The sequence below is a fragment of the Glaciecola sp. 33A genome, from assembly GCF_002836745.1.
GTDB lineage: Bacteria > Pseudomonadota > Gammaproteobacteria > Enterobacterales > Alteromonadaceae > Glaciecola.
Map to the genome: position 1 here is coordinate 247,931 of NZ_PJAR01000024.1, position 23,423 is coordinate 271,353.

Annotated in this window: 19 protein-coding genes and 1 pseudogene; 14 read left to right on the plus strand and 6 right to left on the minus strand. The window is 41.9% G+C overall.

What is annotated here, in order from left to right:
- The first annotated feature begins 302 nt into the window (after positions 1-302).
- From CXF81_RS01545 to CXF81_RS01585, 9 genes are all read left to right on the plus strand, one after another.
- Positions 303-1,397: an ABC transporter ATP-binding protein gene (locus CXF81_RS01545; RefSeq protein WP_101179466.1), complete on the plus strand. Its 1,095-nt coding sequence runs from the start codon at positions 303-305 to the stop codon at positions 1,395-1,397.
- Between the two features lies 1 nt (position 1,398).
- Complete coding sequence (locus tag CXF81_RS01550; RefSeq protein WP_101179468.1) at positions 1,399-2,523, plus strand: ABC transporter ATP-binding protein; 1,125 nt, start codon at positions 1,399-1,401, stop codon at positions 2,521-2,523.
- Complete coding sequence (locus CXF81_RS01555; RefSeq protein ID WP_006008633.1) at positions 2,523-3,392, plus strand: carbohydrate ABC transporter permease; 870 nt, start codon at positions 2,523-2,525, stop codon at positions 3,390-3,392. The genes CXF81_RS01550 and CXF81_RS01555 overlap by 1 nt, the downstream gene beginning before the upstream one ends.
- 9 nt (positions 3,393-3,401) lie before the next feature.
- Positions 3,402-4,208, plus strand: coding sequence for a carbohydrate ABC transporter permease (locus tag CXF81_RS01560; protein ID WP_006008635.1), 807 nt, complete (start codon positions 3,402-3,404; stop codon positions 4,206-4,208).
- A gap of 20 nt (positions 4,209-4,228) precedes the next feature.
- A complete protein-coding gene (locus tag CXF81_RS01565; RefSeq protein ID WP_101179469.1) occupies positions 4,229-4,501 on the plus strand; it encodes a DUF2160 domain-containing protein in 273 nt (90 codons plus the stop codon).
- A 218-nt stretch (positions 4,502-4,719) separates the two neighbouring features.
- The gene (locus CXF81_RS01570; RefSeq protein ID WP_101179470.1) at positions 4,720-6,456 is read left to right on the plus strand and encodes an ABC transporter substrate-binding protein; all 1,737 of its coding nucleotides are present in this window, start codon (positions 4,720-4,722) and stop codon (positions 6,454-6,456) included.
- A gap of 121 nt (positions 6,457-6,577) precedes the next feature.
- Complete coding sequence (locus tag CXF81_RS01575; RefSeq protein ID WP_101179472.1) at positions 6,578-7,732, plus strand: porin; 1,155 nt, start codon at positions 6,578-6,580, stop codon at positions 7,730-7,732.
- Positions 7,733-7,954: 222 nt separating this feature from the next.
- A complete protein-coding gene (locus CXF81_RS01580; protein ID WP_101179473.1) occupies positions 7,955-10,318 on the plus strand; it encodes a heavy metal translocating P-type ATPase in 2,364 nt (787 codons plus the stop codon).
- 12 nt (positions 10,319-10,330) lie between these two features.
- Complete coding sequence (locus CXF81_RS01585) at positions 10,331-10,684, plus strand: cupredoxin domain-containing protein (protein ID WP_101179474.1); 354 nt, start codon at positions 10,331-10,333, stop codon at positions 10,682-10,684.
- A gap of 212 nt (positions 10,685-10,896) precedes the next feature.
- Here CXF81_RS01585 and CXF81_RS01590 read toward each other — a convergent pair whose 3' ends face one another.
- From CXF81_RS01590 to CXF81_RS01600, 3 genes are all read right to left on the minus strand, one after another.
- The gene (locus CXF81_RS01590; RefSeq protein ID WP_101179476.1) at positions 10,897-12,246 is read right to left on the minus strand and encodes an aminotransferase; all 1,350 of its coding nucleotides are present in this window, start codon (positions 12,244-12,246) and stop codon (positions 10,897-10,899) included.
- Positions 12,247-12,310: 64 nt separating this feature from the next.
- Complete coding sequence (locus CXF81_RS01595) at positions 12,311-13,738, minus strand: aldehyde dehydrogenase family protein (RefSeq protein ID WP_101179477.1); 1,428 nt, start codon at positions 13,736-13,738, stop codon at positions 12,311-12,313.
- 1 nt (position 13,739) lies between these two features.
- Complete coding sequence (locus CXF81_RS01600) at positions 13,740-14,624, minus strand: fumarylacetoacetate hydrolase family protein (RefSeq protein WP_101179478.1); 885 nt, start codon at positions 14,622-14,624, stop codon at positions 13,740-13,742.
- 155 nt (positions 14,625-14,779) lie between these two features.
- Between CXF81_RS01600 and CXF81_RS01605 the strand changes: the two genes are divergently transcribed.
- A complete protein-coding gene (locus tag CXF81_RS01605) occupies positions 14,780-15,580 on the plus strand; it encodes an acetoacetate decarboxylase family protein (RefSeq protein WP_006008650.1) in 801 nt (266 codons plus the stop codon).
- Between the two features lie 419 nt (positions 15,581-15,999).
- Entirely contained in the window at positions 16,000-16,506 is a 507-nt protein-coding gene (locus CXF81_RS19755) for an XRE family transcriptional regulator (RefSeq protein WP_232771738.1), read from the plus strand.
- Between the two features lie 452 nt (positions 16,507-16,958).
- Here the strand turns inward: CXF81_RS19755 and CXF81_RS01620 are convergent.
- Positions 16,959-17,432: pseudogene (locus CXF81_RS01620) on the minus strand (hypothetical protein).
- 219 nt (positions 17,433-17,651) lie between these two features.
- On the opposite strand from CXF81_RS01620, the gene CXF81_RS20450 reads away from it, so the two are divergent.
- The 3 genes from CXF81_RS20450 (at position 17,652) to CXF81_RS01635 (ending at position 22,353) form a co-directional block, all read left to right on the plus strand.
- On the plus strand, positions 17,652-17,804 hold the full coding sequence (locus CXF81_RS20450; protein WP_255409397.1) for a PQQ-dependent sugar dehydrogenase: 153 nt from the start codon (positions 17,652-17,654) through the stop codon (positions 17,802-17,804).
- A gap of 478 nt (positions 17,805-18,282) precedes the next feature.
- Complete coding sequence (locus CXF81_RS01630; protein WP_101179481.1) at positions 18,283-21,141, plus strand: bifunctional aconitate hydratase 2/2-methylisocitrate dehydratase; 2,859 nt, start codon at positions 18,283-18,285, stop codon at positions 21,139-21,141.
- Between the two features lie 480 nt (positions 21,142-21,621).
- Positions 21,622-22,353 (plus strand): hypothetical protein, encoded by a 732-nt coding sequence (locus CXF81_RS01635; RefSeq protein ID WP_101179483.1) that lies wholly within the window; start codon positions 21,622-21,624, stop codon positions 22,351-22,353.
- A 104-nt stretch (positions 22,354-22,457) separates the two neighbouring features.
- On the opposite strand, the gene CXF81_RS01640 is transcribed toward CXF81_RS01635, so the two are convergent.
- Both CXF81_RS01640 and CXF81_RS01645 read right to left on the minus strand, forming a co-directional pair.
- Positions 22,458-23,030 (minus strand): GFA family protein, encoded by a 573-nt coding sequence (locus CXF81_RS01640; RefSeq protein ID WP_101179485.1) that lies wholly within the window; start codon positions 23,028-23,030, stop codon positions 22,458-22,460.
- 16 nt (positions 23,031-23,046) lie between these two features.
- Positions 23,047-23,421 carry a hypothetical protein gene (locus CXF81_RS01645; RefSeq protein WP_101179487.1) on the minus strand — a complete coding sequence of 125 codons (375 nt, stop codon included), beginning with the start codon at positions 23,419-23,421 and terminating at the stop codon, positions 23,047-23,049.
- Between the last annotated feature and the right edge of the window lie 2 nt (positions 23,422-23,423).

Here is a 23,423-nt window from a genome sequence, read left to right on the forward strand (position 1 = left end):
TTTTTAATATTTTTACATTGCCGTAACAAATAGATTACACCATAATACTGTTCAATAAAAAATGCTCATATTGAACACTAATTTGAACAGTTTTGTGTTCACGTTGAACAGTATGAACAAAATTAAAAAGTGTTTGAGAATATGGGTTAAAGCCTCTATAACGCACGCCAAATAAAGGTTATGGGTGTATTTATAAATATTACTAAACGTTGGCACTTTATATGCTATTCGTTTACATATTATTAACTCTTGGTCGTAAGTCATTTTCACTATCGACCGATTTTCAGGGAGCGTTGTAAGCAATGTCGCTAGTTTTAGACAACATAAGCCACACAGTTAACGGTGAATCTTTTCTGAGTCATATCAATCTCACTCTGGAAAGTGGCTCATTTAATGTTTTGTTAGGGCGAACATTAGCAGGCAAAACTACATTGATGAGATTGATTGCAGGTCTCGATAAATCAACCGAAGGAAAAGTTATTTTACATGGTAAAGACTTAACCGATGTCAAAATTCAAGAACGAAATGTCTCCATGGTTTATCAACAGTTTGTTAACTACCCAAATCTAACCGTCAGAGAAAATATTGCGTCGCCACTGCGTATCGCTAAAGTAAAAGCCAGTGAAATTGCAAAGCGTGTGCAAGAAACGGCCGCAATACTTCAAATAGAGCCGTTCCTAGATCGTTTTCCGCTCGAATTGTCTGGTGGTCAACAGCAGCGTACGTCGATGGCCAGAGCCTTAGTAAAAGATGCAAGTATTATATTATTTGATGAACCTCTTGTTAACCTCGACTATAAATTACGAGAAGAATTGAGGTCTGAATTAAGAGGCCTGTTCAAAGAACGCAATGCAATTGCAATCTATGCGACTACTGAGCCACATGAAGCTATGGCATTAGGCGGCAATACCACATTGCTGCATGAGGGTAGAGTAATACAAAGTGGCGCAGCAACTCATATATATCGTCATCCCGATACGATGGAAGCAGCCTCCTTATACAGCGAACCAACAATTAATTTAATTAAAGGGCGTGTGACTGATAGTGGCGTATCGCTAGAAAATAGAGTGCATTTTGCCATGAGTGCTGAACTCGAAGGCCTGCCAAAAGGAGACTATATATTTGGTGTTTTGCCTAGTCATATCGGCTTAGCGCCGAACAATGATGATGATCTTGAATTAAACATGACCGTTGAGTTAGCCGAAATAAGTGGTTCTGAAACCTATATGCACGTTCATAATGCGCATTTCGAACTGATTGTTCAGCTCAATGGTATTCATGATTATCACACTGAAGTGCCTGTCAAAGTATATTTGCCGACACATAAGCTCTTTGTGTTTGACTTAACTGGTAAGACGATACAAGTACCCTCGTCTATACAAAAAGGAGTTGCATAGCATGGCAGAAATACGTCTTAAGTCTTTAGCACATAGCTATAAGTCAAAGCCCACATCACCCGATGATTATGCCATTCGAGAAATGAACCATGTTTGGCATCAAGGCGGCGCCTATGCTCTGTTAGGGCCTTCAGGTTGTGGTAAAAGTACCTTATTAAATATTATTTCCGGCTTACTCTCTCCCTCAAATGGTGACGTGCTATTTGATGGTAAGAAGGTCAATGATATTCCGCCAGAGGAGCGTAATATAGCACAAGTATTTCAGTTCCCCGTGGTTTACGATTCAATGACTGTTTTTGATAACTTAGCTTTTCCATTGCGAAATATGAAAATATCTGAGGATAAAGTACATAGCCGAGTGATTGAAATAGCAGCGGTATTAGAGCTCAGCGATTTACTTAAAAATAAAGCAAAAAACCTCACAGCAGATGAGAAGCAAAAAGTGTCAATGGGCAGGGGTTTAGTTAGGAGTGACGTATCCGCGATCCTATTTGATGAGCCACTTACGGTCATCGATCCGCATTTAAAATGGAAACTCAGACGCAAGCTCAAGCAAATACATGAGCAGTTCAATATCACCATGGTATACGTAACCCACGATCAATTAGAAGCATCCACTTTTGCTGATAAAATAGCGGTTATGTATGGTGGACAAATAGTTCAATTTGGTACCCCTAGAGAGCTTTTCGAAAAACCCAATCATGCCTTCGTTGGCTACTTTATTGGTAGCCCGGGTATGAATTTAATTGAAGTTAAAAAGACCCAAGGCGGTCTGAAGTTTAACAACACTTTGGTGTCGCTTAATCCGGAAATGCAGATTGCATTAGACCAAGTCAGTACTTCGAATATCAAAATCGGCATAAGGCCGGAATTTGTGCATGTCTGGGATGATAAAGCAGAGGGTGCGTTTGAGTGCGATGTTCTCCACACAGAAGATTTAGGCACTTATAAAATAATCACCATGAAACTAGATGGTGAAGTATTAAAAGTCAGAATACATGAAGACCGAGCGGTGCCCACTAAGAAAGCCTACATCAGTTTTCCTGAGCAATGGCTAAAAGTGTATGTAGATGAGTATCTTGTTGACATAGAAGAGCCAGAAGATGAAGCAAAGGAGACAGTTTAATGCAACGCAAAGTAAGAGATAACAAAGCGTGGTTTTTAGTCTTACCGGTATTTATTCTGGTCGCGTTTTCGGCCATCGTTCCCATAATGACCGTGGTTAATTATTCAGTTCAGGATATATTTGACCAAAACACGGCCTATTTTGTAGGTGCTGAATGGTATCGAGAGATGCTAAGAAACCCAGCTTTACTCGACTCACTAGGTAGACAATTCTTTTTTTCATTCTCGGTCCTCGCTATCGAAGTACCATTAGGGATCGCCATCGCCTTGGTAATGCCAACAAAAGGAAGAATGGCCGCAGTATCACTGATCCTGGTCGCTATCCCACTTCTGATACCGTGGAACGTGGTGGGTACTATCTGGCAGATATTTAGCCGAGCTGACATTGGATTATTTGGTTACGCCGTTAATGCATTAGGTATTGATTACAATTACACCAGCGACCCCACTGCCGCATGGTTAACTGTATTATTAATGGATGTTTGGCATTGGACACCGTTAATCGCCCTTTTGTGTTACTCAGGATTACGTGCAATACCAGAAGCGTTTTATCAAGCAGCACGCATAGATAGAGCATCAAAATGGGCGATTTTTAGGCACATACAATTACCGCGTTTGAAAAGTGTCTTGGTGATTGGTGTTTTACTGCGGTTTATGGACAGCTTTATGATTTATACCGAACCGTTCGTGTTAACCGGTGGAGGTCCAGGTAACTCGACAACCTTCTTAAGCCAAGCATTGACTCAAATGGCAATTGGACAATTTGATATAGGTCCTGCGGCTGCGTTCTCCCTAATTTATTATCTCATTGTGCTGCTTGTTTGCTACGCATTCTTCACTGCAATTAACCAGCTAGACAAAGCCAAATAGGAGCTTGTAATGGATTATAGTATGCGAAAAAAACTCGGCTTGGCATTATATATTGTGTTTTTGTTCATCCCTATATACTGGTTAGTGATCATGTCCTTCAAAGGAACAGAAGAGATATTGGGAGGCCTAACATTGTGGCCTCACGATTTTACTTTTGATAATTATCACACCATCTTCACCGATTCAACTTGGTACATGGGTTATGTAAATTCAATGATTTATGTGAGCATGAATATGGCCATCACATTAGTTGTTGCCTTACCTGCGGCTTATGCATTTAGTCGATATCGTTTTATTGGAGATACACACTTATTCTTCTGGTTACTGAGCAACAGAATGGCACCACCAGCGGTATTTCTGCTGCCGTTCTTTCAGCTGTATTCATCAGTGGGTTTATTTGATACGCATATCGCGGTGGCGTTAGCGCATTGTCTTTTCACTGTGCCACTCGCGGTATGGATTTTGGAAGGTTTTATGTCAGGTGTGCCAAGAGAAGTTGATGAAACTGCATATATCGATGGTTATAGCTTTCCCAAGTTCTTTTTGCGAATTTTCCTACCCATGATCCGCTCTGGGATAGGGGTAACAGCCTTCTTTTGCTTCATGTTTTCTTGGGTGGAGTTGTTATTTGCAAGAACACTAACATCCGTTGATGCAAAGCCTATTGCGGCAATCATGACAAGAACAGTTGGAGCAGCTGGAATCGATTGGGGTTTACTTGCAGCGGCAGGTGTGTTGACTATTATTCCAGGCGTTTTAGTTATTTGGTTTGTGCGTAATCATGTCGCGAAGGGCTTTGCCCTTGGTCGTGTATAACAAAATTAAGGATTAACACTATGAATTGGATGGCTTGGACCGGCGTCACTGCCACGTTTTTCAGCGTGATTGGATGCATACTAATTTTCATGACTATTTTGGAAATAAAATCGCCCACTCTCGAAAAGAAAGGGTTTTTACCAATCGCAACAACGAGAGGCGATAAGCTATTTATTAGCTTGATAAGCGCTGCATACATACATTTAGGTTTTTTGGCACTTGTAGACACTGTTTTATGGGTGGCATTGTGCATCTCTGTACTTTGGAGCGCAGTGGTATTTAGATGGGGTTAATTGCTTCATTAAAAAAGTAATTAAATGCACTGATAAAAAGAATTTCTCTGATTTAGAGAAGTGGACCTCTTTGATGCAAAGATTCGACGCTTGACAGCAAAGAGAGTCCTTCACATTGGCGAAAGCCAATACGAATTGCCGAATGAACATATACTAGTTCAAAGACTAGCCAAGTTTAGCGGTATAAAAACATAATCTCAATAACAATGGTAATTGATATGAAATTAAAAATGAAACGGACTACCGCTATATTAGGCACTAGTTTACTGCTCATGGGAGTATCTTCGGTTGCACTTGCAGACGAACAAGATGATGCTGCCAGAAAATGGATAAAAGACGAATTCTCAGTATCCACCTTAACGCCAGAACAGCAAATGCAGGAGATGATGTGGTTTAAAGAGGCTGCTAAACAATTTAAAGGAATGTCAATTAACGTTGCATCTGAAACCATTGCAACGCATTCGTACGAATCCAAAGTATTGGCGCAAGCCTTTACGGAGATCACCGGTATTCAGATTACTCATGATCTAATGCAAGAAGGCGTTGTGGTTGAGAAGCTGCAGACGCAAATGCAATCTGGTCGTAATATATATGATGCTTACATCAATGATTCTGATCTCATTGGCACCCACTTCAGATATGGAAAGGCCGTCGCTATCTCTGACATGATCGCGAATGAAGCAAAAGATCTAACCTTACCTACCCTTGATCTAGAGGATTTTATTGGTTTAGATTTTACCACAGGGCCTGATGGCAAAATTTATCAACTCCCGGATCAGCAGTTTGCAAATCTGTATTGGTTCAGAGCTGATTGGTTTGAAAGAGAAGACCTTAAAGCGCAATTTAAACAAAGTTACGGTTACGAGTTAGGTGTACCAGTAAATTGGTCTGCGTATGAAGATATCGCCGATTTCTTCACTAATCAGGTAAAAACAATTGATGGTGAGCGCGTATATGGTCACATGGATTATGGTAAAAAAGACCCGTCTTTAGGATGGCGCTTCACTGATGCCTGGTTCTCGATGGCAGGCGCGGGTGACAAAGGTTTACCTAATGGTTTACCTGTTGACGAGTGGGGAATTAGAGTCGACGGTTGCAGACCGGTAGGTTCAAGTGTCTCTCGTGGCGGCGCAACCAACGGTCCAGCAGCCGTTTATGCAACGACTAAGTACGTGCAATGGCTAAAAGACTATGCGCCACCGCAAGCCCAGGGAATGACGTTTTCTGAAGCAGGCCCAGTGCCGGCACAAGGCAATGTCGCACAACAAATTTTTTGGTATACCGCTTTTACAGCCGGTATGACTGATAAAGGGTTGCCGGTTGTGGGTGAAGATGGATTACCAAAATGGAGAATGGCACCGTCACCTAAAGGTCCGTATTGGGAAGAAGGCATGAAGCTGGGTTATCAAGACACGGGTGCTTGGACTTTTCTTAAGTCTACACCTGAAAAACGTCGGTTAGCCGCATGGTTATATGCACAATTTACTGTATCTAAAACCGTTTCACTGAAGAAAACCTTAGTAGGCTTAACGCCTATACGTGAATCTGATATTAATTCACAAGCAATGACTGACGTAGCGCCACAACTTGGTGGTTTAGTCGAGTTCTATAGAAGCCCTGCGCGCAAGCAATGGACTCCTACTGGCACTAATGTCCCTGACTATCCAAAACTAGCACAGTTATGGTGGCAGTATATTGCTGAGGCAGCAAGCGGTGAAAAAACACCTCAAGAAGCACTCGATGGCTTAGCTGCGGCACAAGACAAAGTGATGAACCGACTAGAGCGCGCTAATGCACAAGGCGAGTGCGGTCCTAAGTTGAACAAACCAAGAGATCCAAGCTACTGGTTGAGTCAACCTGGCGCACCAAAACCTAAACTAAGCAATGAAAAGCCTCAAGGCGAAACAATTGCTTATAAAGAACTGCTAAAACAATGGGACGCTGTTCCTAACTAAGCAACGCTTAATCAACAAACTTGCCCGATTTTCCTCAGTCAACGACTACGAGGCCGGGCAAGCTTTGCCCAAAATAAACTTTATTGTGGACAATATTTGTCCACACATAACGGATAAAATCATGAAAAACACATCAAAGAAAAGTAATTTTACCGCTTTTTCCCTGACCAAAGTGGCGTCAGTTGTTGGCGCAACCGTGTTAGTATTTTCGCCTCTCGCACTATCAAAAGTAGCATTAGAGTCTGATAACGGATGGGAAACCTCAATTAGTGGAGCAATTCCTATTTTTGTCGTCGCTTCGGATCATGATGATTCCGAGCAAGCGTTTCGAGTTCAATCAGGATTCAACCCAGCGAACATCAACTTTCATGTAGTCGCACCAAAAACTGATTCGGGCCTAACAATTTCGGGTCACTTTCAAGTTGATACGCATTTAAATGGACCGAATGGTGCACAAAATAGCGGGCTATTTGAAAGCCGAGTTGCCAATATTAAGGTATCTGGTGACTTCGGAACTTTTACCTTAGGTAAAGACTTTGGCGTATTCAATAGTAATGCAATTGGCGATATTGCCAGTCAAGGCGGTGTTGGCTGGTTAGGTGGCGGAGCAGATACAGGCAATGCAACTGGCGGTCGTATTGGCACCGGTTACGTGTATGCTAATTTTAACCCTCAAATCAAATTCACATCTAACGACATGAACGGGTTTGTATATAAACTTGCGCTTATTAACCCGGAAGAACCGCAAGATGCGTCTATTGAAACCTCTATGCCCCGTTTTGAGGGCCAAGTCACTTATTCGGGTGAGAGTTTCAGAGTATGGACCGGTGCTTTTCAACAAGCAGTATCTGTGACTGGTGTTCAAGCGTTTGATTACGATATGCAAGGTTTCGATGTTGGTGCTCACATTCAAGTCAACGGATTTGGCTTGACAGTAAACTACACTGACACCACAGGTATCGGCGCTGATGGTCTATATGGCGGCTCAATCAATGATGCTGATGTGGATGCTACTCAATGGTTTTTTGAAGCAGACTATACGCTGGATAAAACCAGATTTGGTATTAGTTATGGTGAAGGCTCTCAAGATAGTCGCGCAGCAGATGCTGCTATTGGATTGGGTTCAGCAGCTGAGGTTGATAACGAACTAACTATGTTGTTTGTGCATCATCAACTCTCCAAGCAATTTCGACTAGTTGGCGAGTTGCAGGATTATCAATCTGATGTTCAAAATGACTACAATGCAATCATATTGGGTTTTCAGTTTGATTTTTAATTAATGCATTGAACGATTGCTATCGTTAGTCAAACAAGACTATCGTCGAAAGTTGCAATGGAATAAAAGGGAGCGGCAATTGCCGCTTCCTTTGCTTCCATTTCAAAAAACTTATTTTAGTTGTTGACCTTAGAGTGACTCAAAGGTTTACAATCGCTGGAGATATTTCTAAGTAAAGCATAGTAGACAACAATATGAGTAGCTTTCGATGAGGAAAGTGTTATGAAAAATGCCAATGCCAATAATAATGACAAAGGCGCAAACAAGCAGGCTAGTTTTCAGGCCAACAACATCGCAAAAAATCCAGCAACAGTAGGCAGCAAAACTGCAAACCTAAAAAAAAACGTCCAAAAAAAAGCACAGCATCACCTCATTATCGACGGCGCAAGTTGTGCGAGTTGTGTGACGAAAATTGAAAAAACGCTGCGCACATTAAAAGGCGTTCAAAGTGCGGAAATGAACTTTGCCCAGCGAACTGTCATGGTAGTCGGCAATGTGCTGGATAGCACTCTTATTTCAGCTGTTGAAATAGCCGGCTACAACGCAAAAATTGACACCAGCGAGTCAGAAGAACAAGCGCTAGATGAAAAAGATGAAGCCGACGCGCAATACTATAAAAAGTTAATACGCGATATGTCGATTGCGCTCTTACTTGGTGTCCCCCTTATGATTTATGGGCTGAGCATAGGCGAGATGACGGTAACTACAAGCACCGAAAGGTGGGTGTGGTTCACGGTAGGACTAATGACCTTCGGCGTTATGCTGTTCTCGGGTAAGCATTTTTATATTGGCGCGTGGAACTCATTTAAAAATCATTCTGCCAACATGGACACCCTAATTGCTTTAGGAACAGCCACCGCCTGGTTATATTCAATGGTAGTGGTCGCGGTTCCGGAATTACTTCCTGAAATGGCACGCCACGTATACTTTGAAGCGACGGCCATGATTATCGGCTTGATTAACCTGGGCTTGGCACTGGAAGTAAAAGCTCGAGGTAAAACCTCGGAAGCGATTAAAAGGCTGATTGGTTTGCAGCCTAAAACCGCACGAGTAATCCGAGACGGCAAAGACATCGATATTCCGATTGCAAATGTGCTGTTGAATGATTTAATTCGAGTGCGTCCAGGAGAAAAAATATCAGTTGACGGTCTCGTTACTGAGGGACATACCGCTGTAGATGAATCTATGCTGACCGGCGAACCTATGCCGGTTGAGAAAGCTGAGGGTGATAAAGTCGTTGCCGGAACGATTAATAAATCAGGCTCGATTGTATTCAAAGCCACACGTGTAGGCAAAGACACTGCGTTAGCTCAAATCATCAATATGGTTAAACGAGCACAAAACTCGAAGCCACCTATTGGTCGTTTAGCCGACATAATTGCGGCCTATTTTGTGCCTGTCATTATGATTATTGCGTTGCTAAGTGCACTCGCTTGGCTGAATTTTGGTCCAGCACCTAGTATTGCTTTTGCCATCGTATCGGCGACCACCGTATTAATCATTGCCTGCCCTTGTGCGCTCGGCTTAGCTACCCCAATGTCGGTAATGGTAGGTGTAGGAAAAGCGGCTGAGGCGGGTGTACTAATACGAAATGGTGAAGCACTGCAAACGGCCTCTAAAATAACCACGATGATTTTGGACAAGACCGGCACGATTACCGAGGGTGCACCTAAAGTCACTGACATTGTCTTGGCGAACAAGCTAACGCGAGAAGACGTTTTAATGTTAGCAGCTAGTATTGAAGCGGGCTCTGAACATCCGCTAGCAATGGCAATCGTTGAAAGTAGCAAAGAGCAAGGCATCCAGCCACAGAAAGTAACCGGATTTACTTCTATTGCAGGGCAGGGCGTCGAGGCTATGCTCGATAACAACACGCTATTATTCGGAAACCAAAAACTAATGACCGAGCGCAGCATAAATATCGACGCGTTTTTAGACAAAGCACAAGCGTTCGCCGAAGAAGCGAAAACGCCCATGTACTTTGCGGTGAATAATGAGTTAGCGGCAGTGATAGCTGTTGCCGACCCGATTAAGAGTGATTCGATTGATGCCATTAAACGATTACAGAATCGCGGTATCCGTGTGGTTATGCTCACGGGCGACAACAGACTCACAGCAAAAGCGATAGCAGAAAAAGTAGGCATAAGTGAATACCTTGCTGAAGTCATGCCTGGGGATAAAGCCAAAAAAGTCGCCGAGTTGCAAAAGGAAGGCGAAATAGTCGGTATGACCGGTGACGGTATAAATGACGCACCTGCTTTGGCTCATGCCAACGTCGGTTTTGCCATTGGCACAGGCACTGACGTGGCTATTGAAAGTGCCGATATCACACTTATGCGTGGGTCTTTGCATGGGTTAGCTGATGCAATCGCGATTAGCCAAGCGACGTTAACTAACATTAAGCAAAACTTGTTTGGCGCATTTATCTATAACATTGCTGGGGTGCCTATTGCCGCCGGTGTGTTGTATCCATTTTTCGGTGTGCTATTAAGTCCTGTTATTGCCGGAGCAGCGATGGCGTTTTCTTCACTCACCGTAGTGACAAACGCAAATCGACTGCGCTTTTTCAAAGCAAAAGAGCATTAGGAGTATTGACTTATGTTATGGATAAACTTAGCTGGGATGGCCCTTATAGCACTAATTATATGGTGGTTTTGGACTTATCAGCCGCCAAATATTGCGCTCCAAACCGGGGCAATTGACATCATTGTAAAAGATGGGGTATACCAGCCGTCTAAAATCAAAATATCTGCTAACAAGGGCACGACAGTTACGTTTACTAGACGGGATCCGTCATCTTGTGCTGAGACCTTACTGATACCCGATTTGGAGATTAATGCGACCTTACCTTTAAACAAGCAAGTGAGTGTTGTTATCCCTGCGTCGCCCCAAGGATGTTATGCGTTTCACTGCCAAATGAAAATGTATGTAGGTGAGTTAATTATCGAATAATGCAATCAATAATGCGCTGCGAATAAGTAACGTATTGCCTATACTCGGCTGCCTGTTACTGTTTAAGACCAATAACTTTATATTGGCCTTCTACGGTTAACTGAATGGCAACAGGCTTGTCACTGTTGTTCTTCCAATACTGGCCATAGGATCCACTAAGCAGTGTCCATGTATAAACTCATGCTTCAATTAATTGTCACGAATGCTAAAGACTAGGCAAATAGTAATTTTTCTTTTTGGGTGTAAATCAAGGTGTCGTCTAATGCTTTTGTTAGCTTTTGAATGATTTCATCTATTTGTGAGTGGGTAATAATTAATGGTGGACAAAGTGCTATTGAATTACCCGCCACGGCTCTAACAATGAGTCCATGTTCCTGACAAGCACGTTGCGCGAAAGCACCTACTTTACCATCAGCAAACCGAGTGTTCTTTAGTTTATTTGGTACGAGCTCAATCGCCATTAATAAGCCCTTACCGCGTATTTCACCAACAAGAGCATGGTCTACGAACGTTTCAAGTTGCTTGCGCAAATAGACACCTGCTTCTGCGGCTTTCTCGAAAATGTGTTCGCGTTCGAATATTTCTAAGTTTTTAAGTGCAGCAGCACAACCAACGGGATGGCCAGAGTAGGTGTAACCATGTCCAAAAACCCCATTTGCGCTACTTTGCTCAATCATTGCATCATGCATATAGCCGGGTATGACCGCTGCACTTATTGGATAGTAAGCCGATGATAGTTGCTTGGCGAATGTCATAAGGTCAGGTTTAATACCCATAGTCGTGCAGCCAAAATCATTGCCTGTGCGTCCAAATCCGGTAATCACCTCGTCCGCCCAAATCAAAATGTCATATTTGCGCAGTATCGTTTGTACCTTCTCATAGTAACCGTCAGGGGGCACAATTACGCCACTGGCACCAGTTATCGGTTCAATAATCATGGCTGCTATTGTATCTGGGTTTTCGTGAAGAATGAGGCTTTCTAAATTGGCTACAATACGATCCACAAACTGAGTTTCAGACTCTCCTTGCAAATGACTTGAAAAATAGTGGGGTGAATCCGTGCGTAGTATGTTTAGCGCATCAATTGGAAGATCGAAATGCCGGTTATTGACTGGCAAACTTGTGAGCGCACCTGAAGCGACTGTAACGCCATGATAAGCGCGCTCTCGAGTAATTATTTTACGCTTTTGAGGCTTATGAATAGCATTAAAATAATACCGTAGGATTTTGTAATGGCTGTCGTTTGCATCACTGCCTGAGGTGCCAAAAAATACGCGGGCATCCTCTATTGGCACCATGGCAGCGAGTTTGTCGGCCAGAGCTACGCCTGGACCATGGCTTTTACCGCCAAATAAGTGAGAGAACGACAACGTATGTAACTGATTGGTAATAGCAGCAATGAGTTCTTCATTACCATAGCCAAGTGCAGTGCACCAAAGTCCAGACATCCCCTCAAGGTATTGTTTATTATTCGAATCATAAACATAAACACCTTTGGCTCTCGCAATACACAATTTGTCTTGCTCGGCAAAGTTCGACGTAGGGTAAATCATTGCTGACATCATGATCTCTTGAAAGTTAGTTGTAGCATGTATTATAGCAACACTGCTTCGCTAGGCACAATTCCTAGTTTTTAGCACCACCATAGATTGATTTACACTCAAGATACTCTTCTAAACCAAACGCTCCCCATTCTCGTCCATTGCCCGACATCTTAAAACCGCCAAATGGTGCGCTGGCGTCTAATCCTGCGCCATTTAAATGAACCATTCCGGTTCTTAATTGGTCGGCAATACTAACTGCGCTGTCGTGATCATCGCACCAAACAAAACCGGAAAGTCCATATTCTGAGGCGTTTGCAATCTCTATAGCCTCGGACAATTCTTGGTATTTCATTATGCATAAAACAGGTCCAAAAATTTCTTCTCTCGCTATTGTCATGTCAGGTGTGACATCACCAAATAGGGTAGGCTTAATAAAGAAACCTTTTTCCAAATGACTGGGCATGTCGGCGCCGCCGGTTAATAGTGTGGCACCAGAATCAATCCCTGATTGAATGAAACCGAGTACCTTTTTGTATTGGGCTGCATTAGACACGGGCCCTAAATTGGGCGAATGTTGGGGCATGTCCACACTTAGACCTTGCATACATTGGATAATTTCTTTGCATACTTCATCGTATTGGTCAGATGCAACAAGCACTCTGGTTAATGCATTACATGATTGCCCGCTGTTTAGCATCGACGAATCGACAATTTGTTGCGCCACTTTAGATGCATCTACTTTGCCATACACGATACCTGCAGACTTGCCACCAAGTTCTAATGCGACTCTTTTAATGCTAGGCGCGGCAGATTGCGAAATAGCTATTCCCGCTCTAGTTGAGCCGGTAAACGAAACCATATCGATATCTTTATGGCTAGTTAGGCTGTTTCCTATGCTGGCTCCGGTGCCGTGAATGAGGTTGAACACCCCTTTAGGCACCCCGGCTTCATGCAAAATTTCAGCTAATATTATTGCATCCAAAGGAGCAATTTCTGAAGGTTTAAGAACCATGGTACACCCGGCTGCGAGTGCAGGCGCTACCTTGGTTGCAATCTGGTTCAATGGCCAGTTCCATGGTGTTATTAATGCGCAGGTCCCAATGGGCTCCTTGCGCACAAAAGTGCCATTGTTGGTGGTGTTAGAAAACCTAAATGTTTTTAATACCGCTATCATTTCTGCAAAATGTTGAGAGCCAGATGGTGCTTGTGCATTACGGGCCAGATTGATAGGTGCCCCCATTTCAAGGGAGATAGCATCGGCAATTTCATCACTTCTTTTGATCAGCAAAGCATTAATATCTTCTAACAGTTCAACACGTTCGTTAAGCGCTATTAATGAATAATGTGTAAACGCGTTTTTTGCCGCAGACACGGCAAGATCGACGTCACTTGATGTTGCATTTGCTAGTTGGTAAATAACGTTTTGCGTGGCTGGATTAACAACCTCAATGGTACCTGCGCTGACAGGGTCAACCCAAGCGCCATTAATATAAAATTGTTGAGTATTCATGCTACTTCTCTACCTTTGATTTGTAGTGTTTAGCTCCCTCACCGGTAGCTGCTCTGCGGCCTCTATGCTCCCAGTCTCCTCCCATTGCCGTGGAAATCACTTCTTCAGTCTCTGTCGGCTGTGCGCCACATTTGTCGCTCACCGGTGTAGGACCGGTGACGATCCTGTTGGTTAATTTGCCTAATCCTTCCACTTCTACTTCGCAGATGTCTCCAGGATAAACCGGACGGCTATTGGCGGGCGTACCAGAAAGCAATACGTCACCAGGTAATAAGGTAATCGTTCTAGCAATGTCCGCAACGAGGTAGTGCATATCCCACTCCATGTTGTCCGTGTTATCCTCTTGAACAACTTTACCGTTAACATAAGTGCGGATCATTTTATTTTTGAAGTCCCAACCTGTTACCAGTCCTGGTCCAATAGGACAGAGCGTGTCAGAGCCCTTGACACGTAACATTGAGCCTGCATCGGTGTCTCTAAAGTCGTGCAAGCCATAGTCATTTGCCACCGTGTATCCGGCAATATATTCACCTGCTTCTTCTGGCGTGATATTTTTACAATGCTTACCAATGACTATCGCAATTTCACCTTCATAATTGAGATACTTGCAGCGTTCTGGGCGCACGACATCTGCTTTATGAGTATTCATTGCAGAAAGTGGCTTATGAAAGTAGGTAGGCGCTGGCGGAAGCTTAGTGATAAATTCATCTACGCGACTGTGATAGTTTAAATGAACAGCGATGATTTTGGTTGGCTCAACCGGCGGCAAATGTATAGCGTCTTCAATTGCCACTGAACGACCATCTTTAGCGACCAATCTATCACCTACTTTTTCAGTCAATATTGGATAGCCGTCTAATAATATTTTGCGAAATTCTTGTGTCATTGCTCATTACTCTTATCTGAAAGATCTAAAGCCATCATATGCTGTTAACAGAAAATTCACTTAGCAATAGCGGTCAAAGTGCGTTTTGCTACTAGAAACTGGGTTAAATAAAAGGGACATTAGTGTGGTCTTAACTAATTTAACAGGAAATAACAATGGCTAACTTTTACTACCCGAGGACGGCATCAGGCAAAGCGGCCATTTTGCCACCCGTACCTTGGCATTACTCGGGTGAATTAATTACACTTGAATACAGGACCGATGTTGAAGCGGTCAGAGCATTGCTGCCTGAAGGCATAGAATTGGCTGACGAGGATCCAGGCGCGGTCGCCATGATCTGGGCTGACTGGCAGAGCTGTTCAGACGATTTCAATGAAATACTCGACCCGGCAAGAGGACAGTACAAAGAAGCGTTCATGGTCGTAAGATGCAAATACCAAGGTAAAACTTATTCTAGGTGTGTATTCATTTGGGTGGACAAAGAATTTGCAGTTATCCGTGGTCAACACCAAGGATACCCTAAGAAGTTAGGTTCGATACAAATGAGTCGCCCCGTAAATGTGGGTAAAGCTGGACCGAGATTAGAGGTAGGCGGCACTTTTGGTGCAACGTTAGCTGCATTTGACCGACGTTTAGCAGAGGCTAAATTCACCATTACCGGCAAGGCCGAAGCTCCTGGTTTCGTCAATGCTCACCCAATGTTGCATCACCGTTGGTATCCAGCAATTGAAACTAATGGAACCGACAGTATTGAAGAAATCGTAACCATGGGTGGATTTGATGTTGATTTTGGTCGTTGCTTTAAAGGCGAATTTGATATGCAGTACTTTGACTCGCCGGTGGAAGAGTTAATGGACCTGCAACCCAAAGAAATCATCGCAGGTTACTGGCATGAAGTTGGCGTATCTTGGAAACAAGGTACAACCTTGGCACGTAAAACGCTGCCTGATTTTTGATTCTTATTTAAGGTTAGATTACGAATAGGTGGGCGTAGTACTCACCTATTAATATTGTTTACTAAAAGTACAAACGTAGGTTGGATTCAAAGCCTGCAGTCACTGCATTATCATTCTTTTTAGGATCTGCCATTGTGCTTCATCTGCCTTTTTTTTATTTTTGGTGCTTTTGCTATGGGTGTTGCTTCAAAGTCTCAGTAACATACATATTACGAAATAAAATAACAGGCTCTAGCTCATATTTCACCTGAGTTTGATGATAATGTAGATGCCGTTGTTACAATGAAGTCTTCATTATAAGCTGTTATATGCCAAGCGTAAATTATATGCCTGTCGGCTATTTGTCCTCTGTTTGTCATTACCGACAGGATGCCAATGGTATATAGTGCATCATCATTCAACAATAAATGGAATTACCTGTGAAATCATTAAGACTCGAAAAACGCTGGTCTCAAGAACAATTGGCACAACTAAGCGATTTAAATGTGCGCACAATTCAAAGAGTAGAAAAAGGAGAAAGCGTTGGAGCTGAAACCTTGAAATCTTTGGCTTCGGTTTTTGAAATATCAACTGATGAGCTTATAAATACTATAGATAATGAAAAAAACCTCCAAACGGAAGAGGGCACGAATACGATTAAAGATAATTCTCAGCAAAACAAAGCAAAAGAGAAGGTCAAATCTATAAAATATTTTTATGCATTCTCTGCATTTTTAATTGCTGTTTTTCTCCTCTTCATGTTGCCTAACTACAATGATGGAGAAAATTTAGGTCCATTGATTGTAGTATTTCTATCTTTTAGTACGCTTATTGCAGGCCTCGCTTTCCATGTATTTCAACCATTTGGTGAAAAATGGGAAAAAGAAAAATTATCCCAGATTTTAAATCAACAGAGTGGTGAAAGCAGTTCTAGTTCTGAGCGCTAAATAGGTAATAGGCGTATAACAAGAGCTTCAAACGCACAAATAACAGTTGGCTGTTGTTCGTGCCTCACACATTTTAGCCAGCTATTATTTGCCTCTTTTAAATAAGGAGCTTGCGAAGTTAGAGTCTTGGGGTTATGAAATAAAGTCAGTCATTCCAGTGACTAGTTTTTTGGGGTATGTAAACTTCTACACTATTCTTGTGTATCGCGATGATAGTTATAGTGCGCAGCAAAAATCTTGATTTACTTAGTTTTTGCTCGATTTTTCGAGAGCACAAATTAAAGGTGTTTAATTCGCTATTTGGTCTTCGCTGGTCAACATCAGTTGTTGTTTCAACGTCAAACGAGTAATGTTTGAGCCAAATGGTTAACGCAAGGAAACATGGAATGTTTAGTCAAAATCGAGTTAAATCAACCAAATCTAACAAACGACTATGGCGTCAATAAGTAAATTCACGCCATCTTCGACTCCCATTTTTTGTCATCTCTGAGCATCGAGTTTAGGATGATGATCATCTTTCTAACACAGGCGATGATAGCGACTTTCCCACGCCTTTGTAGCGTCCACCTTCTCTGTTGATAGTTAGGACATTGTTCAACGAGTTTAGTTACTTTATCATCGACCTTATTCAGCTCATTCTTCAGCACGTTAAGCACGGGTTAATGGAAGAAGCTAGAGCTTTAGGCATGATCTGAAGGCGGTTTTTCTCGATAGTTTGTATGGACATGAGTTGATTTCAACGGGCAACCAGATCAGCCATTAGTTGCATGGTGGCTTGTGTGGTTTGATTTTTTTAATGGCTTCTTTGATACCACCGTCATCGTTGGTAACGAAAAAAAGATATCCAAAGGGCGAATAAAGATGCCGAGAAATTGCTTGCCGGTATCGACCCCGACGTTAATGTTTTGGGTGTTGTCTGACTTCATAATAAGCCAACTTCGGTATGCGTAATGCGAGCCGGTGACCGGCATGTCTTGAGGCTCAGTAGACTATTCGAGTGTTATGCATTGTTCTCGTTAAATATCATTTACCGTTGAGGCAATATGTCAAAGGACGAGTGTTATTGGAATATGTAGTTTGGCTTCTATTTATTACTCTCTATATTCCGTTTTCATTTTTCTTCCCAGCTTGGCTAACGGAATACGTTGCTTTGTGGCAGTGAACGTCAAACATCTTTATTTAAACAATTAGCACAAAGAATTCGAGATGTGCGTTCCCATCCTGATGGTTCAATTTATATATTAACCGATAGTGAAAATGGCAAAGTCCTGCGTATTATTCCAAGTGAAAATATGTAACTTAATTGTTGGCCTTGAAAAATAGAATCTTGCTAAAGAAATAAAGAGACTTATCAATTAAATAAATACTGAGTATAAGTAAACTTAGTGCTTGGCTAATTTCACTTTTGGGTAATAACCTTTATAATTCACGTATTAGATGCTATTTTCCAGTACTTATTGCTGTTGTTGGAGTCAATTTGGGAACACAAGTTGTGACCCAATTTTTGACACATACCTCTTGCTAACCACGTTACAGGTCGTGCCGCAAAGAATATCCCGCCTAAGTTGTTGGATGCTGAGCAAGTTGCCAGTTTAGTTGAGGTAATGAAAACATCACTCGCTGGGGAATAAACCATTTATTTATAGAAATCCTAATATGCAGAGCGTTTTTTTACCAAAAGATGCTTGATGAACAGAAAATTAGGTAAACTATCGACAAAATTTCATCCTGCTAATTATTATATTATTAGCATGCTATCGACCTTGGGAGTTGTATATGAGTTTGTATTTAGAATACGTAAAAGAAATTGAAAGCCGTAAAAAAGATCTAGGATTGGCGCCTAAGCCAATTGATGGTTCTGAATTATTAGCGGAAATTATCGAGCAAATTAAAGACTCGGCCCACGAGCACAGAGAAGACTCGCTTCACTTCTTCATTTATAACACCTTGCCTGGAACAACTAGCGCAGCAGGTGTAAAAACTAAATTCTTAAAAGAAATCATCCTAGGCGCATTGGTCGTTAAAGAAATTACAGCAACCTTTGCTTTTGAGTTGTTGTCTCATATGAAAGGTGGCCCCTCTGTAGAAGTACTTTTAGATTTAGCATTATCTGATGACGCACTAGTAGCAAAACCAGCAGCAGAAATATTAAAGAATCAAGTGTATTTATATGAAGCAGATATGAGCCGTCTTGACGATGGGTTCAAAGCGGGTAATGCCATTGCTAAAGATATTCTCGAAAGTTATGCCAGAGCTGATTTTTTTACCACACTTCCCGAAATAGATGAAGAAATCGATGTTGTCACCTACATCGCTGGTGAGGGTGATATTTCTACGGATTTATTATCGCCCGGTAATCAAGCTCACTCTCGTTCAGACAGGGAATTGCACGGCAAGTGTCTTATTTCGCCGGTTGCTCAAGTTGAAATCCAAGCACTTCAAAAACAACATCCAGGCAAAAGAGTGATGTTAATCGCTGAAAAAGGCACTATGGGTGTCGGTTCTTCTAGAATGTCTGGTATTAACAACGTGGCTTTATGGGCTGGTAAGCAAGCAAGTCCATATATTCCATTTGTGAATTTTGCCCCTGTTGTTGCAGGTACTAATGGCATTTCGCCTATCTTTTTAACCACTGTTGGTGTGACTGGTGGTATTGGTTTAGATCTTAAAAATTGGGTTAAAAAACGCGATGTTGACGGTAAACCCGTGCTTAACGAAAGTGGTGACCCAATTCTTGAGCAAACTTACTCTGTCGAAACTGGCACAGTGCTTACCATTAACACAAAACAGAAGAAGCTATATAACGGCGATAAAGAACTTGTGGACATTGCTTCAGCTTTCACCCCTCAAGCAGTGGAGTTTATGAAGGCAGGCGGATCTTACGCCATTGTATTTGGTAAAAAGTTACAAACTTTCGCCGCTCAAGCACTTGGTGTCCCGTTAGAGTCTGTATATGCTCCCTCTAAAGAAATTTCTCATGCAGGACAAGGTTTAACTGCTGTTGAAAAAATATTCAATAAAAATGCAGTAGGTGTTGCTTCTAAAACTGCTCTTCACGCTGGCTCTGATGTGCGTGTAACGGTAAATATAGTTGGTTCTCAAGATACAACGGGATTAATGACGTCTCAAGAATTAGAGTCTATGGCCGCCATGGTTATTTCGCCTATTGTTGATGGTGCTTATCAATCGGGTTGTCATACTGCTTCCGTATGGGATTCCAAGGCACAAGCTAATATTCCTAAGCTGATGAGCTTTATGAATAAGTTTGGTCTTATCACAGCACGTGATCCTAAAGGTGTTTATCACCCAATGACGGATGTTATTCATAAAGTATTGAATGACATTACCGTTGATGAATGGGCGCTTATAATTGGTGGTGACTCTCACACTAGAATGTCTAAGGGTGTAGCGTTTGGCGCTGATTCGGGGACAGTTGCACTTGCGCTGGCTACTGGGGAAGCAAACATGCCTATCCCAGAATCTGTGAAAGTGACGTTTAAAGGCAAAATGAAAAGCCACATGGATTTTCGCGATGTAGTGCATGCCACTCAGTCTCAAATGTTGAAAAAATTTGGCGATAATGTGTTTCAAGGAAGAGTTATCGAAGTGCACATTGGCACTTTACTTGCCGACCAAGCCTTCACGTTTACCGATTGGACTGCTGAAATGAAGGCGAAAGCCTCTATTTGTATTTCTCAAGATGACACCTTGATTGCGTCATTAGAAATAGCCAAAAACCGCATTAAAATAATGATCGACAAGGGTATGGATAATGAGCCCCAAGTTCTTCAAGGATTAATTGATAGAGCAAACAAGCGCATTTCTGATATTACATCGGGAGAAAAACCAGCACTAAGACCAGATGATAATGCTGAATACTTTGCCGAATTAGTTGTCGACCTGGATGCCATTAACGAACCAATGATTGCGGATCCAGACGTTAATAATGCAGATGTTTCAAAACGCTATACTCATGATGCTATCAGACCTATTTCATATTACAAAGGCAGCAAAAAAGTGGATTTAGCTTTTGTTGGTTCATGTATGGTTCACAAAGGGGATATGCAAATTATTTCTCAAATGTTGAGAAATATAGAAAAGCAAAATGGCAAAGTTGAATTTAAAGCTCCACTCGTGATTGCACCACCAACGTATAATATTGTTGATGAGCTCAAAGCGGAAGGTGATTGGGATGTGCTTAAGAAATATGCAGGTTTCGAATTTGACGACACTGTGCCTAAAAACATTGCGCGTACAAACTATGAAAACATCATGTACCTTGAACGCCCTGGTTGTAACTTATGTATGGGTAACCAAGAGAAAGCTGAAAAAGGCGATACTGTACTCGCTACCTCAACGCGTTTATTCCAAGGTCGTGTGGTAGAAGATACTGCTGAGAAGAAAGGTGAGTCATTGCTAGCTTCTACACCAGTGGTTGTTTTATCTAGTATCTTAGGCCGAACGCCGACTCTAGAGGAATACATCAAAGCAGTTGAAGGCATTAACTTAACTGATTTTGCTCCACCGCTTGAACAGCTCACTACACCGCCTGTCGAGGCTGTGCGAGTTAGAATTGCTGATCCAGTTAGAATTGCTGATCCAGTTGATGCTAGTACATATAATCAATTAAAGTAAAACAAGCCTTGACGGTTGTTTTGCTTGTTTCAACTTAAACAACCGTCATTATTTTTCAGATTCGGATTTACAAAGACCTATTGCTGCCTCATGGAGCAACGCCCAACGATTTCACCATTCAACGCGGTTTCAATTTTGGTGCACAGGCATCTATTCGACACGATACTAGGAAATACATTATTTCATGGTAAGAGCGTTCGCATGAGACGCTCAATGTTTCTGTACCAATGGACTACCAACATAAAAAAGTGACAGTTGTCATTTCAACCAACATCGGCTGCTCTTCGCCTTATATATCTGATTTTTAGAAACTCATTTAGTCGGCTTTGTGCCAATTGTGAACCTTAATCAAAGCTTCATCGACTGGCTGCAATTGGCACATGGCCGCCAGACAACTCTGTCAAATAAGCTTATTCTTAACGATCATTCTGAGAGTATTTTAAGTATAAAAGGTTATACGGTATCTGGAAGGTGTGTCAAATGATAAGGTCTTTATCCGCAATACTTTTGTGCATGAGTGCAATATTAAACTCGACTGCCCATGCTTACTATGCGCTGGGGTGTGACGACCCAGAATATCATCAACATATTAATGAGCAGTTCGCTCATTTCGAGACACAAAATCGACGTTTACTTGTTGAGACTCTGCGCGACTATGAACGAAGCTTAGCGACAAGTAAAAATCCATACCAAGTGATAGGCGATTTAAGTAGGCACCTCAAATACAGTGCGCAATTCGAACCTATCAATAAGGTCACTGCTAAAATTGATCGCATCTTTGAACATGCAGACAGGCTAAGTGTAGAGCAGCAAATAGCCGGTGACGCGATTGACAGCTTTAGTAGCGAGACGCATTCTGTAGGTATAGCACGGGCATGGATCGCATACAGACAAGACAAGCATGAATTAGCTTTTGCAGAGTTATTGAAGTCTATTGAGGTAAGCGGTTCAGCGGTCCTGAGCTCTTTTGGTCCTGACTTCGAATTAATTCGTCACATTTATCGTGATGGGCATATTGAGCCTGTTGTTGCCTACATCAACAAAACTGAAGATTTCTGGACCGGCAGACGCCCCGATGGCCTGCGCTATGTGTGGCTCAAAATGATCAAAGCAGGGTGTAAAATACAATTTGATTTTGTTGACACAATAAATGCATTAGAGCTTGGTCTTAGCGTTATTGATGTAAACAAAGACTATGGAGTTAGTCACTAGTCCGATTATGCCATACATGACTAAGTGCAGTTAACATAGAACATAGTATAGGCTGTTTCAGGTCTAAAACGTTTATATTGTGGACCTTGCTCTATATTGCGAATTTATTTAGTGGTATTTCTGCCTTTGATAATGGCCATAAGCGCATTTTTACGTTCCAAGTTTTCCCTTGTCCATGTCTTTTTATAATTGTAAAACTCATTCACTACTAAACTATTTGTGGGTAAACTTACCCATGGTTGTTTCGTTGATGTAAAAATATGAACATCTGGTGGCAGTTGACCAGGATTGTCAAGCGTTCCAACACGAATGAAACGAATGAGTTCTCTTATACCGCCCATAAAATAATTACTCCAGACAACTATTTTGCATTTTGGACAACGAGCCATTATTTGGCCTTTACCACTGGGTGATGGGATCGACTCTTCAGAAACATCACCGTTGATAAGTTCAACATCTGAAGCCTCAAAAAGTGCATTTAGAGCAAACGCTGTCCCTGTCTGCCTCTGGCACCAAAGACAATGGCAACAATGAACTATAAGCGGTTTTGAGCTTACCCTATAGCGTACATAACCACAGGAGCAGCCACCTTCTATAGGTTGAATTAGTGAAGTCACTTTTTGTTCGCTGCCTCTGTGATAATAGTTAAGAGTACATTGAAAGGAGTCATTAAACATCTAATGACTCCTGTTCTTATCCCATTTGGGACATAACTCTGCCAACATTTGCCAACACTTCATTGTGTTCTTTTGTAGGACTAAAGTCGATAAATTTCAAGTCCTTGTCAACAATCGCAGTATGGCCTGACGGGGCATAAAAAAGATCTCCTTCCTCATACACTTCTTCGGTTCCATCATCATAAATAAATCTGAATGCACCTTTAAAAATATAACCCCAGTGTGGACAATGGCAACTATCATTTGGCAAACCTTTTAGTAAAGGAGTGAAGTCGGTACCTTTTGGTAGTTCATGGTAAACAACATCCATATCTCCAAAGCCTTCAAGTTTGCGCATTATTGTTCCCGGTCCTTCCATTATTGTTGGAATTTCTTCTTTTTTAATTTTCAAGT

Coding starts and splice junctions, on each gene's coding strand:
- CXF81_RS01595 (WP_101179477.1), bottom strand. CDS start 13,738: ATGAATACTCAACAATTTTATATTAATGGCGCTTGGGTTGACCCTGTC.
- CXF81_RS01585 (WP_101179474.1), top strand. CDS start 10,331: ATGTTATGGATAAACTTAGCTGGGATGGCCCTTATAGCACTAATTATA.
- CXF81_RS01550 (WP_101179468.1), top strand. CDS start 1,399: ATGGCAGAAATACGTCTTAAGTCTTTAGCACATAGCTATAAGTCAAAG.
- CXF81_RS01560 (WP_006008635.1), top strand. CDS start 3,402: ATGGATTATAGTATGCGAAAAAAACTCGGCTTGGCATTATATATTGTG.
- CXF81_RS01605 (WP_006008650.1), top strand. CDS start 14,780: ATGGCTAACTTTTACTACCCGAGGACGGCATCAGGCAAAGCGGCCATT.
- CXF81_RS01570 (WP_101179470.1), top strand. CDS start 4,720: ATGAAATTAAAAATGAAACGGACTACCGCTATATTAGGCACTAGTTTA.
- CXF81_RS01640 (WP_101179485.1), bottom strand. CDS start 23,030: ATGTTTAATGACTCCTTTCAATGTACTCTTAACTATTATCACAGAGGC.
- CXF81_RS01630 (WP_101179481.1), top strand. CDS start 18,283: ATGAGTTTGTATTTAGAATACGTAAAAGAAATTGAAAGCCGTAAAAAA.
- CXF81_RS01600 (WP_101179478.1), bottom strand. CDS start 14,624: ATGACACAAGAATTTCGCAAAATATTATTAGACGGCTATCCAATATTG.
- CXF81_RS01580 (WP_101179473.1), top strand. CDS start 7,955: ATGAAAAATGCCAATGCCAATAATAATGACAAAGGCGCAAACAAGCAG.
- CXF81_RS01565 (WP_101179469.1), top strand. CDS start 4,229: ATGAATTGGATGGCTTGGACCGGCGTCACTGCCACGTTTTTCAGCGTG.
- CXF81_RS01635 (WP_101179483.1), top strand. CDS start 21,622: ATGATAAGGTCTTTATCCGCAATACTTTTGTGCATGAGTGCAATATTA.
- CXF81_RS01575 (WP_101179472.1), top strand. CDS start 6,578: ATGAAAAACACATCAAAGAAAAGTAATTTTACCGCTTTTTCCCTGACC.
- CXF81_RS01590 (WP_101179476.1), bottom strand. CDS start 12,246: ATGTCAGCAATGATTTACCCTACGTCGAACTTTGCCGAGCAAGACAAA.
- CXF81_RS01555 (WP_006008633.1), top strand. CDS start 2,523: ATGCAACGCAAAGTAAGAGATAACAAAGCGTGGTTTTTAGTCTTACCG.
- CXF81_RS01545 (WP_101179466.1), top strand. CDS start 303: ATGTCGCTAGTTTTAGACAACATAAGCCACACAGTTAACGGTGAATCT.